This window comes from Pseudoalteromonas sp. AS84, assembly GCF_038900255.1.
Taxonomy (GTDB): Bacteria; Pseudomonadota; Gammaproteobacteria; order Enterobacterales; family Alteromonadaceae; genus Pseudoalteromonas.
In genome coordinates, this window is sequence record NZ_JBBMQY010000013.1 from 94,988 (window position 1) to 110,890 (window position 15,903).

10 protein-coding genes and 1 pseudogene are annotated in these 15,903 nt (G+C 39.2%); 7 read left to right on the forward strand and 4 right to left on the reverse strand.

Annotation, left to right across the window (positions count from 1 at the left end; translation table 11 throughout):
• Positions 1 to 179: 179 nt before the first annotated feature.
• The 3 genes from WNY79_RS13895 to WNY79_RS13905 all read right to left on the reverse strand — a co-directional run bounded on the left by WNY79_RS13895 (position 180) and on the right by WNY79_RS13905 (position 5,489).
• Positions 180 to 2,642, reverse strand: coding sequence for a hypothetical protein (locus tag WNY79_RS13895; protein ID WP_294117059.1), 2,463 nt, complete (start codon positions 2,640 to 2,642; stop codon positions 180 to 182).
• Positions 2,643 to 2,956: 314 nt separating this feature from the next.
• Positions 2,957 to 4,177 (reverse strand): Xaa-Pro peptidase family protein, encoded by a 1,221-nt coding sequence (locus tag WNY79_RS13900; protein WP_342876131.1) that lies wholly within the window; start codon positions 4,175 to 4,177, stop codon positions 2,957 to 2,959.
• A gap of 22 nt (positions 4,178 to 4,199) precedes the next feature.
• Positions 4,200 to 5,489: an FAD-dependent oxidoreductase gene (locus tag WNY79_RS13905; RefSeq protein WP_342876132.1), complete on the reverse strand. Its 1,290-nt coding sequence runs from the start codon at positions 5,487 to 5,489 to the stop codon at positions 4,200 to 4,202.
• Between the two features lie 255 nt (positions 5,490 to 5,744).
• Here WNY79_RS13905 and WNY79_RS13910 point away from each other — a divergent pair, with 255 nt between their 5' ends.
• From WNY79_RS13910 to WNY79_RS13925, 4 genes are all read left to right on the forward strand, one after another.
• Positions 5,745 to 5,969: a hypothetical protein gene (locus WNY79_RS13910; protein ID WP_294117064.1), complete on the forward strand. Its 225-nt coding sequence runs from the start codon at positions 5,745 to 5,747 to the stop codon at positions 5,967 to 5,969.
• Between the two features lie 3 nt (positions 5,970 to 5,972).
• The gene (locus WNY79_RS13915) at positions 5,973 to 6,974 is read left to right on the forward strand and encodes a 4-hydroxyproline epimerase (RefSeq protein WP_342876133.1); all 1,002 of its coding nucleotides are present in this window, start codon (positions 5,973 to 5,975) and stop codon (positions 6,972 to 6,974) included.
• 13 nt (positions 6,975 to 6,987) lie between these two features.
• Complete coding sequence (locus tag WNY79_RS13920; RefSeq protein WP_342876134.1) at positions 6,988 to 8,484, forward strand: aldehyde dehydrogenase (NADP(+)); 1,497 nt, start codon at positions 6,988 to 6,990, stop codon at positions 8,482 to 8,484.
• Positions 8,485 to 8,720: 236 nt separating this feature from the next.
• Positions 8,721 to 9,389, forward strand: coding sequence for a GntR family transcriptional regulator (locus WNY79_RS13925; RefSeq protein ID WP_024597912.1), 669 nt, complete (start codon positions 8,721 to 8,723; stop codon positions 9,387 to 9,389).
• A gap of 330 nt (positions 9,390 to 9,719) precedes the next feature.
• On the opposite strand, the gene WNY79_RS13930 is transcribed toward WNY79_RS13925, so the two are convergent.
• Complete coding sequence (locus WNY79_RS13930; RefSeq protein ID WP_342876135.1) at positions 9,720 to 10,688, reverse strand: dihydrodipicolinate synthase family protein; 969 nt, start codon at positions 10,686 to 10,688, stop codon at positions 9,720 to 9,722.
• 406 nt (positions 10,689 to 11,094) lie between these two features.
• Between WNY79_RS13930 and WNY79_RS13935 the strand changes: the two are divergent.
• The 3 genes and pseudogenes from WNY79_RS13935 (at position 11,095) to WNY79_RS13945 (ending at position 15,679) form a co-directional block, all read left to right on the forward strand.
• Positions 11,095 to 14,087 (forward strand): annotated as a pseudogene (locus WNY79_RS13935) (TonB-dependent receptor).
• Between the two features lie 242 nt (positions 14,088 to 14,329).
• Complete coding sequence (locus WNY79_RS13940) at positions 14,330 to 15,274, forward strand: ornithine cyclodeaminase family protein (protein ID WP_342876136.1); 945 nt, start codon at positions 14,330 to 14,332, stop codon at positions 15,272 to 15,274.
• 6 nt (positions 15,275 to 15,280) lie between these two features.
• Positions 15,281 to 15,679 (forward strand): hypothetical protein, encoded by a 399-nt coding sequence (locus tag WNY79_RS13945; protein ID WP_076924620.1) that lies wholly within the window; start codon positions 15,281 to 15,283, stop codon positions 15,677 to 15,679.
• Positions 15,680 to 15,903 lie beyond the last annotated feature (224 nt).

The window sequence follows — 15,903 nt, forward strand, 5'->3', positions numbered from 1 at the left end:
ATCAATATATCTATATTTACTCGTAAAATCCCATTTTTCTCTTTGATTTAAATAACTTAATGTCATGTAAGAAAGCTTACTTTGTAGCGATTATAAATGTTACTACTAAGCAGGTTTATTTTTTCGCAGGTTGGCGAGAATTTTAAGCTGCTTTTGTGAGCAACTTAAAACGCATGATTTTATTTAGTTAAGTTTACGTTTTTTACTAATCTTATTTTTTCACCATCTACATCTAAATATGCTGTAATATTTGCACGAGTGAGCTCACTGTTATTAGCTAATTCAAAGTGATAGGTTCTGCTCTCATAAGGTTCTATTTTCACCTTTTGTTTGAGTTCTTTTATTACTAAAGGTTTTAAATCAGAAATAGCAGAAAGAGTGAGCGTACCATCAGTTTTACCTGAATATGGTCCTGTAAGCGTTACGCTGAAAACACCTATGTTTTTATTGTTTTTGGTGTACTTATATTTCATTCCAACACCATTAAAGGGCATTAGAGATTCACGAAAATGTGATTGATAGCTAAGTGACTGCCATTGTAGTTTTTGGTCAACCTTTAAACTTTTAGCGCCTTGGACTTTCGTTAAATCGAGATTATGAGTGCCGGGTTTTAGCGCATTACTTATTTTTTGTTTTGCAATAACATTCCCTTTAGTATCTAAAAATTGAATGTTAGCTGAAATCTTTAGTTCAAAATCTGTGGGGTTGTAAACTCTTAAAAAAGCATCACTTTTATTAAAGTATATACTTGAATCAATACCAGAAAGCGCTCTAAAACCAATATCACCTAATCGCTTCATGTAATCGTTAAGCTTTAAGTTTAACTCAGAGTTAATAGTTGTATGGTGTTTTTTATCTGTTAGCTTTGCCATTAACTTACTTAATTCAAGCTCACAATTTGTTAGTTTAAAGACATGAATTTGGCACGTTCTGAATAAGCGGCTTAGTAAATTATAATTTTTAAACACCCAGGGATTAGGTATTTGGGCAACAGATGGCTGTGTATTACTAAATGAGTTAGCAGGATATAAATAAGGGGTAAGTAAATGGTTGTTGTTTCTACTTAGTAAGCTGATTTTTTTGGTGTTTAATGTTGTTAGTATATCACGAGCGATAGGCAGAATAATTTGCTGCTCTATTAATTTATTATTTAGTGCAGTTAAGGTGATTTTTATATGTGCCTCCTCTAAAGAAAGCAGGATGGCAATAGATTTATTTTTAATTAAGGCCTCCCTAATTTCAGGTGTTAAGCCTAGCTGTAATGAACTAAATTTATTTATATTTTGCCCATTTATATGCAAGCGTTCACCATCAACGATTATAAATTCCAACAACTGATCATCATTTATTTGTTCTTTCCCAATAAAACGCTGCCTATATAGTTGATTATGCTTGCTACGTTTTGCTTGTAAAGCAACACCGACTTCGCTTCGGCGTATCTGTGATTGTTCAAAACCGATTAAAACAGCCACTTGGTTTTTGTTAGAAATATTTATAATCTGATTCGATAATGGCCCAGGAAAATCCATGACAGGGTGGGTCTGTTTTCTCGGTGGGTTAATATCTAAACGAGATAAATCAGTTGAGTCTGTATTTCGTAACCAATAAGAAGCCCCATCTTGCTCCCATGGTCCTGACACTATATGAAAACTTGGCTTAATATTTTGTACAAAATCAGCGAAGCCTTGTTCAATTGCTTGCCAATCTTTAAAAGTGTGTTTAAGTAATGAGTTAGCCGTTGAAAGGGTTGACTCACTATGGGGGTTAGCTAGCCTAAGCTGCTTTAAAAAGTAAGCAAAAAATTGTGCTCGCTCTGGTGAACTTAAAAGATAATGAATGATAAAAAAATTAAGACCGCGTTTAAGTGCAGGATCATCGTTAATTTGTTCAATAGTGGGTTTATTCTCGCTGTAATACTGTTTTAAGCCCATCTCTATATAGTTCATTGGGGCACGATCAAATACCATTACTGTTAGTTGTTTCAGATTTGGATCATAAACATGATGAGCAACTGAATCAGCTAGACCTTCTGTTATCCAATTGGGTGCCCAAGTAGAATGGCCATTTAATGCCATATGAAATGCATGCATTGTTTCGTGGATCACGATGTAGCGCTGATGATGTTCTCTATGACTAGGGAAGTTGTAACCTGCGCGATTATAATACATGGTTTCACCACCAGCTGTTTTATGAACGCCACGTAAAAAACCATCATCAAGCATAGCTTCACGGACTCTTGAACGACTACTACCATAAACCACAGCAATCCGTTGGCGTTCAATATTAGGTGGCTCCATCCCAAACAACGCAACATAGTGTGGATAAGACATCTCTAATAACTCTAAATATAGCCTTACTTTTTCTTCAGGTAGGTCACTTTTAAGTGCAAAGTGCTTGCTTATCCACCAATTATAACCTCGGCTATTAGCAATTTTACTCTCACTATAAGTGTAGGGAACTTCTTTACCCAAAAACTTAATATCTATGTCCTTTAGTGTACTTGTGTAACCGTTCACTGCTATATCAGCTTTTAATGGTGCTGGTGTTATTGGTTTAATAGGATTTTTAATATAAGTCGCTGCTTGTGGTTGGCAAGCTACAGTTAAAAATACGAGTAGTAGAAGGATTATACTTTTTATCATTATCGTCACCTTGTATTTGTGTATATTGTATACAATAAATGGTATGGTGTTTGGGTTTAAAAGTAAACTAATAATAACGTTTACATACTTAACTTACCCTTTAAAATATGAGTTAAAAACATGCAGAGTTTTAGGTTCATACAGCGATTATTTACTTGTAAAGCAGAGGGTGACGAGGGCTTAGTTGACACAAACCGCAGAGAACTTTAACTTAATTAGTACACGCATAAAGTGGCATAATAACAGCACAGTTTGAGCAACTGTGCTGTTTAATATTATATTATATAGCCGAATTTATTTTTTGTTTATCTGGCTTACTCAGCCAAGCCAAATGGATTATCAATACTGTGTGCGGGTTCTGTAAACCATTTAGGTCCTGATTCAGTCATATAAAAGTGATCTTCTAATCGCACGCCAAATTCATCAGGTACAACTAGCATTGGTTCGTTACTAAAACACATACCTTTAGTAAGAGGGGTTTTATCACCGCCTACTAAATATGGCCATTCATGAATGTCTAAGCCAATGCCGTGGCCAGTGCGATGCGGGCAGCCAGGAGTTTGGTATTCAGGACCCAACCCTTGTGCTGTTAAATAATTACGAGCTCCAGCATCTACGGCTTCACATGTTTGGCCTATTTTTGCTTCATTAAATGCAGCAATTTGTGCCGCTTTTTCATAGTTCCAAAATTGGCGCTGGCGATCGCTCGCTTCACCAAATACGTAGGTGCGGGTGATATCTGATAAGTAATCATGCACTTTACAACCAGTATCAATTAATACCATGTCACCTTTTTTTAATATTTGCGCGTCTTTTACACCATGGGGGAAAGAAGTTGCAACACCAAATAATACAATGCAAAAGTAATTGCCTGGTGCGCCTACTTTTTGGTGTGCTTGCTTTATAAACGCTTCTACTTCAGTGGTACTGATGCCTTCATGTAGCATACTGGCAGTTGCTTTATGTACCGCCAGCGTCATATCCATAGCACATTGCATTAATGCAAGTTCATTGGCTGATTTATGCATGCGACAATGTGCAGTAACAGGCTGTGCATTAACTAACTTTAAGCCATTTTGGGCTTTATTAATGCCATCAAAAATAAAGAACTGTGCGCTTTCGTCAATACCAACTGTGCCATTAGCTGCAATACCCATTTCAGATAATATATTGACAAATAATGCGTATGGACTTTCATGCTCTTGCCAACCGTGAATTGGACCATCAATCACTTTAAAGCCATTTAATGAACCAATTTCAAAATACGGAGCAATATATTGCACACTACCATTAGCAGGTAAAATTGCTCCCACCAGACGCTCACTTGCATACCAACGCATTCCCGTAAAGTAAGTAAGGTTTGTGCCTGCATTTAAATATATGGCATCAATACCATTGGCCTGCATGTATTGCTGAGCTTTTTTAATTCGTTCTAGGTGCTCTTGCGGTTGAATTGGGGTTAAATCGTCAGTCATGTTAGATAAACTGGCAAGTGCTTGTTCTTTGGTTTGGGTACCAATGCCTTGGGTGGTCATAGTGCTCTCCTCGTTAGTGTGGCTATTGTGCAAGTGGGGCGTGTGGACTGCAAGCAGCTTGAGTTGAAAAGCGGCTGATACAATATGGTTTTATATCAATGCTAGGTACTTGTTGTAAACACAAGCTAGTTATTAGCTCACTTGTAATAGCACCTTGTGTTAAACCTAGATGTTGATGGCCGAAAGCAAAAAATAGATTAGGGTGATAAGGTGCTTCACCTATTACTGGCAATGAATCCGGCAGTGATGGTCGACAGCCCATCCAAATGCTGCTTGGTTGTAACGGAGGTGCTGTATTTTTGAGCATTGCTTTGGCATTTGGTAACAACGCAAGTGCACGTTTGTTATTCATTTCGCGTTGTGTACCAGCAAACTCAACAGTGCCAGCAATACGCAGGCCTTGACTCATTGGAGTCATGATAAAACTACGCTCCGCTGAAGCAACGGGCCTTGTTAAGCCATAATTGCTTGCCAGCATGCAGTGATATCCTCGCTCAGTATCAAGTGGGACTTTATAACCAAACGGCACAATTAGAGGCTTACTCCATGCACCTGCTGCGATAACGACTTTATCAGCAGTAAATGTTTGCTCATTATTACCAAGGGTAAACACTTTCTCTGTTAGCTTTACACTGGTTATTTTTTGTTGACAAAAATTGCCACCTAAAGCACTAAATTGCGCAGCTAAATTTAAACAAAATAGATGCGGATCTACACTATGGGCTACATCCTTAAACAATAATGCATACGTTATTGTTTCTGATAAATTGGGCTCTAATAACTTTACCTCTTCAGCGCTGAGTAGTTCAACAGCAATACCTTGAGCTATAAAGTTATTATAAATTGTATTAATTTGGTTAAGTGGTGTTAGTTCAAATGTTAGTAAACTGCCTTTTTTAGTTAGCAAGTGTCCTAAGTTGAACTCATTTAGTAAGTTGTCGTATGCGATAATTGCACTCTTATTTAACGCTTTAAGTGCTAACGTGTTGGTTTTATATATTTTACTTCTCATATTTTTAGTGAATAACCAAAACCATGGCAGGGCTTGAATTAGATAACGCCAATCTATTCTTAATGGGCCCAATGGGTTGAATAGCATACCCGGTAACTTTTTCAGTAATGACGGGTGTGCAAGTGGAAAAATTTGTTCGGTAGCAAAATGCCCCGCATTACCTTTTGAACAGCCTTGAGCTAATCCATTTTCGTCATATAAAGTGACGTCAAAGCCAGCTCGTTGTAGGTTAAGTGCACAACAAATGCCGATAATTCCAGCACCAACCACAGCTATTTGTTGTTTATTTTGCTCTGCCAAAATGTGTAACCTCACTTATACAATGTGCATTAAAACTTACAGGCCGTTTTTTACTTATTACTTAATAATTCAACCTGCAATAATGTGAAATCTTAAAATCATTTAAATTCTTTTTTTTCAGTGTCTTATGATTGCTAATTAGGCTCGTCGTAGATCCATACGACGAGTAAATTAATAAAATGCTAAAATAGAATGTTGATTATTGTATACAATATACATACTATATCAAGTCTAAACATCAATCAGGTGGTTAAAATGACAGTAAATTGGCAAACAGTCTTTGTTGCAGCAAAGACCCAGTTAAATGCAGATTACTCGATTAACTTTACAGCAGTAGTAAAAACGATCGACGAACTAATTAATGAGTGTGCTCAGTGTATTATTGGATTGAGAAAATCATGTAAAAAAGTAACTGTCACTGCGCTTTATAACAAAGCGATGGCAAGCCGGGTTGACTTAATTAAATTAAAATTGGACTAAGTTATGCGCAAAGGGACCTTTTTTTGTATTGACGGTCACACCTGTGGCAACCCCGTAAGGCTTATTACCAGTGGTCACCCGCAATTGAGCGGGCAGAGCATGAGTGAGAAACGCCAAGACTTTTTGCAAAATCACGATTGGATACGCCAAGCGCTCATGTTTGAGCCTCGTGGTCACGACATGATGTCGGGCGGGTTTTTATACCCGCCCACCACAGAGGACGGCGATGCCGCTATCTTATTTGTAGAAACATCAGGGTGCTTGCCCATGTGCGGCCACGGCACAATGGGCATTGTTACGTTTGCTTTAGAGCATGGTTTACTTCATTCAAAAGTGCCGGGGACTCTGTTATTGGACATGCCAGCAGGGCGTGTTCAAATCAATTATGAAATGATTGGTGGCAAAGTTCAGTGGGTAAAAATTTATAATGTTCCCGCTTACTTAGCACATAAGTCAATTGTCATTGAAGTGGATGAATTGGGTGAGCTTAATGTGGATATTGCCTATGGAGGGAACTTCTACATTATTGTTGAACCGCAAGCCAATTACAAAGGCATTGAGCATTTAACCGCTGGGCAAATTTTAAAGTACAGCCCGCAAGTGCGTGATGCCATAAACGCAAAAATAAAATGTGTTCACCCGCTTGACCCAACCGTTCAAGGTGCAAGTCATGTTTTATGGACTGGCACACCAAAAAATGCCAATTCACACGCCGCAAATGCTGTTTTTTATGGTGACAAAGCTATTGATCGCTCACCATGTGGAACAGGCACCAGTGCCCGTATGGCACAGCTTTTTGCCAAAGGACAGTTGGCTCAAGGGCAAGATTTTATCCACGAAAGCTATATCGGTAGCCAATTTGTCGGCTGCATTGAACAGGTAACAGAAATCGCAGGCGTAACAGCCATTTTGCCAAGCATACAAGGCTGGTCTAGAGTGACGGGCACAAGCACGATCACAGTGGACGACGACGACCCATATGCATTTGGATTTCAAGTAATTTAATCAGGAGCAAAGCATGACATTAACAGGACAAAGTTTAGTAGCAGGGCAATGGATAGGTGATTCAGCGAATGGTGAATTTAATGGATTTTCTCCAGCACGTAATGAACCGCTGCCAACGCGCTTTTATGATCTAAGTACGGTTGAATTAAACGGTGCAATAGAGGCCGCACAATCGGCGTTTTATGAGTACCGTAAAACCAGCTTTGCACAACGTGCAGATTTTTTAACGTGCATTGCAGAGCAAATATTAGCACTTGGCGATGAGCTACTTGAGCAAACACAGCAAGAAACTAACCTACCGCTTGCGCGCTTACAGGGTGAGCGCATGCGCACCGTAAATCAACTTAAAGCGTTTGCTAGTGCCTTACGTGAAAACCCAGATTCACCTTTGGGTTTAAAAGTAGTGGATGAAGCCGATGCCACAAGAGCGCCTTTGCCAAAGCCACACACTGAGCTTAACTATTTACCACTAGGGCCGGTGGCTGTATTTGGCGCATCTAACTTCCCTTATGCTTTTTCTACACTAGGTGGCGATACTGCCGCAGCGCTTGCTGCAGGTTGCCCAGTGATTGTAAAAAATCACACAGCGCACCCTGGCACGGGTGAATTGATGGCACGTGCAGCGCTTGCAGCCATTAAAGAATGTGCGATGCCGTTAGGCGTGTTTGCTATGGTGCAAAGTAAAAATTATGATATGTCGCATCAGCTAGTTGCTGCACCTGTAATAAAAGCAGTGGGGTTTACCGGCTCATTTAATGTGGCAAGTAAACTACAAGCAACGGTTGCCAAGCGTGAAGAACCCATCCCATTTTATGGTGAATTAGGCAGTATTAACCCACAAGTTATTTTGCCCAATAAAGCGATTGAAAACAGCAAAGAAATAGCACAGTCACTTTGCCAGTCTATGTTGATGGGCAACGGGCAATTTTGTACCAGTCCTGGGCTTTGGTTAGTGCCAACGGGGTGTGATGAACTTGAAGCACACATTACTGCGTGTATTAATGATGCACCATCAGACACCTTGCTCACTCCTGGGATTGTTAAAACTTTTAAACAACAAGTCGAAGAGCGCAGCCAATTTGCTCAAGTAAGTGTGTTGGGCAAAGGTAAGCTTGAGCATGCGTTTCATGCTAATGCGCATGTCTTCGCGTGTAATGCCGATAATTATTTAACAACCCCAGCTTTGCATGAAGAAGTGTTTGGCCCTGCGGCATTGGTTGTGCGCTACGACAGTGAACAACAGCTCATGACATTGATAAATAAACTCCAAGGGCAGCTTACTGCCAGTGTTCATGGTACTGAGGCTGATTTAAATAAAGCTGATAGTGTTATTGAAGCACTGCAATACAAAGTAGGCCGCTTGATTAAAAATCAGATGCCAACAGGTGTAGAAGTATGTGGTTCAATGAACCACGGTGGGCCATTCCCAAGCTCAACGGATGTGCGCAGCACTTCTGTGGGCACAAATGCAATGTTGCGATTTATGCGACCAATTTGCTATCAAGCATAAGTTTTATAGGCGGGATTGTAAAATTGCACTTTCCCGCTTACCCTTATTTATAGGGGGCTTAAGCAGATTCTAACTTGGCATATGAGTGAACTTGAGTATAATGTATTTTAAATGCAATATAATACCAATCGACTTAAATATTTAACCATTCTAGCGAGCTAAATAAAGCGCTAACTGCGTTTACTTGTCGCTATAAATGGCCAGTAACTTTACACGATTGGTATAAGAGGATCATCATGGCTATCGAACACAAAACCCGCACCCAACTAGTCGCAGAAGCAATTCGTGAAAAAATATTAACCGGTGAGATAAAAGCTGGTGATCCGTTGCGTCAAGCTGCACTTGCTGCTGAACTTAATGTGAGTCGAATACCTGTTCGTGAGGCACTACTTCAGCTTGAAGCTGAAGGGCTTGTTAATTTTGAAGCACATAAAGGAGCCACGGCCACAGAGCTTTCAGCATCACAAATTGATGAAATTTTTGATTTGAGGGCATTACTTGAAGCTGAGCTGCTAAGTCACTCAATAGAGGGATTAACAGATCAAGATTTAACCGATGCCGAGCTTATCTTAACTGAGCTTGAAAGCGCCATGGAAGCAGGTGATACTCACTTGGCAACGGGCGATTTAAACAGCCGTTTTCATGGTAAGTTGTATTCACGCGCACAACGGCCACAAACTCGGGAGCTAGTTGATATGTATAGTAAAAATTCAGAGCGTTATGTACGGATGCATATTTTACTGGCAGGTGGCTTAACTACTGCGCCCGAAGAGCATCGCACTTTATTACAGTTTTGCCGCGTAAAAGATACCAAAAAAGCCTGTGTTTTTTTGAAAAAGCATATCTTGAGCGCAAAAAACGACATTAAAAAACTATTACTTAAAATAGAAGATGAAAAAAGGTAGTTTTTAATAAATCTTTGCTAGCACATTCTTATAATGTGCTCAGCTGGCTACCATTCAAGGTTCAACCAGCTTATCTGCATTTTTAAAGTGAATATTTAAAAAATAATTTAGGTAGGTAGAGCAAAAAGCTTAGAAGTGTAAAGCTTAACCTTACCTAATATTCGCATAAACGATACACCTGAACTTTCTACCTTAAATTTCTATTTTTCTTTAATGCCCAATAAGTAAGATTATTTAATAGGGTGAGATGCAACCATCGCAAGAACAGTTAAGCGGTAGGTACTAAAAACTCCGTAAAAATGGAGTTTTTGTTTGTTAACTTTTAAATAATTAGTCTATTAAACCTAGAATCTCAAGTCTCTCTTTTGCCTTGATATACCGTGTTTGAACATCATCAATCTGCTGTTGAGTTAGTTTTTTCCCAAGGGTACGAAGCCCACCCGTTACATCATTGTGATGAATGCCAAAAGCAAGCTTAAGGTATTCTAAAAGTAACGGTTGTGCATCAAGGTAAGATATAGAATTCATCGCTTGAGAAATTTTATTTGCTTCAGCCCATTCGCCTTTATTCACATGTTCCTGCATAGTGACACTTGCTTTTGGGAATATACAACCAACGCCTGTAATTCCACCGCACGCACCAGCGAGCCCTGCATGTACGGTTACGGTGTCTACACCAGCTAGTACTTTTAAGTCTTTGTTCATTAGCATCATTGTTTCAATAACTGACACGTCTATCGTTGAAATTTTAAGCGCGGTAACTTCAGGTAAAGCAGCAAGCTTCGTTAGAAGAACAGTTGAGAGCGCATGGTAGCCGGCTGCATCAGGATTGTTATAGGGCATTATTGTTATGCCTACCTCTTTTGCAGCTTTTGCAGAAAGGGCATAGTATGCATACATTTCTTCATCAGAGGGTGTGTATGTGGTTTTTGGTGGCATTACCATCACGGTATCAACGCCAACAGTCGCAAGTTCTGTAACAATTTTGGCAAGCTGTTCTTTAGTTTCAGCTGCTGCTCCACTGATTAATGGAACATTATGTTGTTTAGCTACACTTGAGAGAGCCTTTAGTAAAGAAAGGCGCTGCTCGTCACTTAAATAGGTATTCTCACCCAGTGTGCCAGAGCCAACAAGCCCTCCCATTTTAGTACCTCCTTTACCTTTAACGCTTAAAATATCATTTGCATATTTTTGCGTTGCATCAAAATCAATTTCAAGGGCGCCGGACTGCGACTCTTTAAGCCAAGTAAATACAGCTGGCATAACAGTATATCGCCAGTCTTTGCTATTTGTTTTCATTATGCTTCCTCTTATTTTCGTATATTGTATACAGTGTGCAGTTTATTGTAGCAGCAAAATTTACTTCGGCAATACCTAGGTCAAAATTAATTAAGTATCTAGTTTAAAAATATTAAGGAGCCTATTACACCAAATAACATAGATTACATAAGCTCGCCTCAAGCAGTTAATCATCGTTATAAATATTTATTTTTAATATTTCAGTTTTATGTATTAAATCTCAGAACTCCAAGTCTCTGTTTTTAGGTACAAATTGAAAAGGTTTTAGGTTCTGTATAATTTGTAATTTAAATTTAACTAAAAATAAACGCATATTACATATTGTATACAATATGTAATATGTGTATATTTTTCATGTCGAGGCTAGTCTCACAATAAAAAATCAACAGGACCAAGGAACTCTTACATGTTTACAAATAACAAAAAACAAACTCGGGGCGTGGGTGCTAAAACCCTGCTAGCAACTGCGGTAACAGCAGCATTATTAATCGTGCCAGCTGCACACGCTGTTGATGGCAGCAGTGTTGTTAAAGGAAACATTGTTACCCAATCGGGGAATGATTTAACCGGCGCAACTATTACACTTAAGCATAGAAGCAAGGGATTGGTTTACACCATTATCAGTAACGCCAAGGGTGATTACTTATTAAGAAACGTACCTGTAGGTACATACGATGTAACTATTGTAAAAGATGGTTATCAAACAATGACTGAAGAAAATGTTGCCGTAACGATTGGCCAATCAATAATACTTGACGTACAACTTTTTAAAGCTGGTACCGACATAGAGCGTATCGCAGTAACCGGTTCAGCAATTCGTCGTGTTGATATGGCCTCTTCAACCTCTGGCTTAACGTTCAGTAGTTCAGAGCTCAAAGCAATGCCAGTAATACGGGTTTTGAGAGTATTGCGTTACTTGCACCAGGTACCGCGGCTCCAGGTGGCTCTAATTTTAAAGGCGCTTCTAGTTTTGGTGGCGCATCAGCAGCTGAAAATGGCTACTATTTTAATGGCTTGAATGTAACAAGTATTCGGACAGGGTTGGGTTCAATTCGTCTGCCATGGGAAGCTATTTCTCAAACTCAAGTTAAAACCGGTGGTGTTAGCCCTGAGTTTGGTGGTTCGTTAGGCGGTATTGTAAACGCTGTATCTAAATCGGGTGATAATGATTTTAAATTTGGTGCAGAAGTACGCTGGGATCCTGATAGTCTTAGTAGTCAGCATGATTCAATATTCCAAGATAGCGGCACCATCAGCACCAATACGCAACAGAGCAGTTACGATTTTAAAGAAGTGCAGTTATGGGCGAGCGGTGCACTTATTGAAGATACGCTTTTCTTCTATGGTCTATTTGCTCCACGTAGAGAAGAGTCGAACAGCGCTGGGCAAACTACATTTTCTGATTTTGAGCGTGATGAAGACCGTTGGTTTACCAAAGTTGATTGGTTTATTAATGAAAACCACTCAGTAGGTTTCTCTGCAATGAATAACAAACGTACTTGGACTAATAAAACGTTTGCTTATAGTTGGCAGGATGATGTTATTGGTGATCAGCAAGGGGTAGATGCACCAGGTGAAGATGGCGGCAAGGTTTATAGCATTAACTACAATGGCTACCTTAGTGATACGTTCTCTGTGTCAGCAGTTGTTGGACGCGTAACTGAAAATGTTGAAAACGTGGTAGCGTCTCCAAACCCAGGTGTTTGGGACGAAAGAAATGGTTTTTTAACATTGAGTCAGCACACTAATTCAGGAGTAACAGAAGAAGAATATATTCGTGACCAAGCTAGAGTTGATTTTAACTGGGATTTGGATATGCATTCAATCCAGTTTGGTATTGATTACACCAATGTAAAAGTTGATTACTTTGAAGGTCAAAATGGTATTGGGGACGCTGAAGGCTGGTGGACTATAAAAACAGCTGGTGGAAACGATGTCTCTGGTGCAGCATTAGGTAATGATTATATCGAAAGACGAGTTCGTAGTCGTGAAGTGGATTCTGATACCACTTCATTAGCGTTTTATATTAATGATTCATGGCAAGCAACTGATAATTTAGTGCTTAACATGGGTTTGCGTTATAGCCAGTTCGAAAACACTGTTTCAGATGGCCGTGCTTTCGTTGATATTGATAATCAAATCGCGCCACGTTTACAAGCTATTTATGACGTTAGTGGTGATGGTAGTGCAAAAGTATTTGCAACTTTTGGTCGTTATTTCCAACCAGTATCTGCGAACATGAATGTCACTCAAGGTTCTGCGTCTATTGAATGGTTTGAGTATTTCGAATTAGATCAATTAGAAGGCAATGGCTCACCTTCGTTAACTGCTGATGGTTCACCTAGTCGTGGTGATATGATAGGTGATAGAAGCTGGCGTCAACGTGGTATTACTGAACCTGGGTTAATTGCTTCGGCTTCTTTAAAACCAATGTACAGCGATGAGTTTACAATTGGTTATCAGCAAGAAGTGTTTGATACGATGTCAGCAGGTGTACGTGCTATTTACCGTGATCTAGGTCGCAGCGTAGAAGATACCGATGTAGGCCCTGTGCTTGCTAAAAAGCTTGCTGAAATGGGTATCATGGATAACGTAGGGCAAGGTTCATATTATGTGCTCAATAACCCTGGTGAAGCGATTCAAATGTCGTATGACTTCGACGGTGATGGTGAAGTAGATAATGTTAATTTGACCGCTGAAGAACTTGCGTTACCAGAAGCTAAACGTAAATACCTCGCTCTTGAATTTACTTTAGATGGTAATGTTACGGATGATTTACGAATTAATACGTCTTACACGTGGTCACATAGTTATGGTAACACTGAAGGATTAGTTAAAACGGATAACAACCAAGCAGATCCAGGTTGGACAACCTCGTATGACTACGGCGATTTGATGGATCATGGTTATGGTAATTTACCAAACGATCATCGCCATTCATTCAAACTCAGTGGTGCCTACAATATTACTGAAGCACTCACCGTTGGTTTAGTTGCAAGCGCTATTTCAGGTCGCCCTCAGAGCTACTTCTCAGTTCACCCAGAAGGTGTTGATAGCTGTGAGCAAGGTAGTCCTTGGGATGCATGTATTAGTAAGTACTATGACCAAGCATCGCACTATGATGAAAATGGCAACCCTGCACCACGTGGTAGTAAAGGTAACTTACCTTGGGTGACTAATGTGGATATGTCATTAACTTACTACACTGACTTTTTTGGTTCAGATATGATTTTAAAAGGCACTGTTTATAATTTATTTAACAGCGATAGTGCGATAAACATTAACGAAGAGCGTGCTCAGTATGGCGATAATGGCTTAGAGTTAAACCCTGACTATGGTTTAGTGACTAGCCGCCAAGGTGCTCGCTATATGTCGTTGGTTGCACGTATTGAATTTTAGTTTTCCCCTAGAAGGTTGTTACTTGATTTAATAACTTTGCTTAAGACTACATAAGGCAAAGAATCGCTATCAATGAAGCAATACAACCTTAATGCTGAACAGGAGACTGTTCGGCATTTTTTATGGGTAACCTATTTTTATTGAGTTAATTACTAATAATACTACAGGCCATAGTGCTGTGCTAATGAGCCATTAAATATAAAGCTCAGTTAACATAAGCACTATTAAGGTTGGAGTAAAAAATGAAAATAATAAATGCAGAAAAAATTGATTACGCTCTTAATTTTGAATCTTTAATAAAAGCACTCCAAAAGGGTTTTGCATCTGCTTTTTGTATGCCTAAACGTAATGTGTACGAACTTAATACAGACAAGTCAAATCATGATGCTTTTGCGATATTACCCGCATGGAATGAACATGTTATTGGCGTTAAGGCGTTTACTTACTTTCCTACAAACACAGAAACAGAATATCAATCGCTCTATTCTAAAATAATGCTATTTTCTCGCAATCATGGTGAACCATTAGCATTAGTCGATGGCACGCGTATTACGCTTTGGCGAACTGCAGCTGTGTCTGCATTAGCAAGCCAGTATTTATCCAGAAAAAACAGTAAACACTTAGTATTTTTTGGTAGCGGAAATTTAGCTTTATATATGATTAAAGCACATATATCGGTGCGTAATTTTGAGAAAGTAACACTTATTGCACGAAATGCTCAAAAAGTGGCGGCGTTAAAACATACCCTAGAGCAGGTATTTCCTAATATGGAGTTCGTCATTGGTAAAAGCACGAAGGAAGTTGTTTACAGTGCTGATGTGATTAGCTGTGCAACGGGATCGCCAACACCTTTATTTAAAGGGTCTTGGTTAAACCAAGGCACTCATATTGATTTAATTGGTAATCACCATAGTGAACAACGTGAATGTGACTCAACCACAATTATTCGCAGCAATGTATATGTTGATAGTAAAGTAAACGTACTTGCTGAGGCTGGCGAATTACTCTTGCCAATTAAAGAGGGTGTGTTTTGCGCACACGAAATTTGCGCAGAATTATCCGAATTGGCAATCCAGAACAAGAATGCCCGTTTAAATAATAAAGATATGACGCTATTTAAATCGGTCGGTACTGGACTTAGCGACTTAATTGCAGCGCATAGTGCTTATCAATTATTAGAAGGTTAATATGTAATGAGTAATATACTTGTAATCTTAGGGATGTGTTTTATAGCTGCCGGTTTATTACCATTTTTCAGATGGATGAAATGTAAGATAAACAAACATCATTGGCGAGTATGTGCAATTAGTAACATCACCTCCGTAATAAACACACGTGTATTACCATTAGAATGCGCGCAACAACAATCAATGTTGGTAAGCTTTAATTACAATGGCGATATTCACAGTGTTGTAGTTGACTTAGATGAATCGTTATTTAAATTATATAAACAAGGAGAGCCTTGCTCCTTATTAGTTGATAAAGACAACCCTCACAGAGTGTATAAAAACGCGCTAATATGGCAAAAATTTGGCCATATCTGGCTTTGCGCTGGCTTATCCTTACTTGTACTGAGTATTTTTACTAATTAGGCATATTATCTTTCGTGGTTGAATTTGCAGTAGTATGTTTGGTATTTAAAGCAGGGCCTATGGAATATGTTTATTCCGCATAAGTAGGCGATAACGTAGAATAAATGCGCAAAAATGCGCGCCCGTTGGGTATATTATAGTGACGATATGCTCTTTGTTACTCCAAGGATGTTGGTAAGGGGCGTGAGCAGGGTGCGAAAGTTTTGCTCGGTTTTTACTTACTC

What these genes read in the sequence shown, in the direction of transcription:
- WNY79_RS13895 (WP_294117059.1), bottom strand. Translation starts at nt 2,642, where the DNA reads ATGATAAAAAGTATAATCCTTCTACTACTCGTATTTTTAACTGTAGCT.
- WNY79_RS13900 (WP_342876131.1), bottom strand. Translation starts at nt 4,177, where the DNA reads ATGACCACCCAAGGCATTGGTACCCAAACCAAAGAACAAGCACTTGCC.
- WNY79_RS13910 (WP_294117064.1), top strand. Translation starts at nt 5,745, where the DNA reads ATGACAGTAAATTGGCAAACAGTCTTTGTTGCAGCAAAGACCCAGTTA.
- WNY79_RS13915 (WP_342876133.1), top strand. Translation starts at nt 5,973, where the DNA reads ATGCGCAAAGGGACCTTTTTTTGTATTGACGGTCACACCTGTGGCAAC.
- WNY79_RS13920 (WP_342876134.1), top strand. Translation starts at nt 6,988, where the DNA reads ATGACATTAACAGGACAAAGTTTAGTAGCAGGGCAATGGATAGGTGAT.
- WNY79_RS13925 (WP_024597912.1), top strand. Translation starts at nt 8,721, where the DNA reads ATGGCTATCGAACACAAAACCCGCACCCAACTAGTCGCAGAAGCAATT.
- WNY79_RS13930 (WP_342876135.1), bottom strand. Translation starts at nt 10,688, where the DNA reads ATGAAAACAAATAGCAAAGACTGGCGATATACTGTTATGCCAGCTGTA.
- WNY79_RS13940 (WP_342876136.1), top strand. Translation starts at nt 14,330, where the DNA reads ATGAAAATAATAAATGCAGAAAAAATTGATTACGCTCTTAATTTTGAA.
- WNY79_RS13945 (WP_076924620.1), top strand. Translation starts at nt 15,281, where the DNA reads ATGAGTAATATACTTGTAATCTTAGGGATGTGTTTTATAGCTGCCGGT.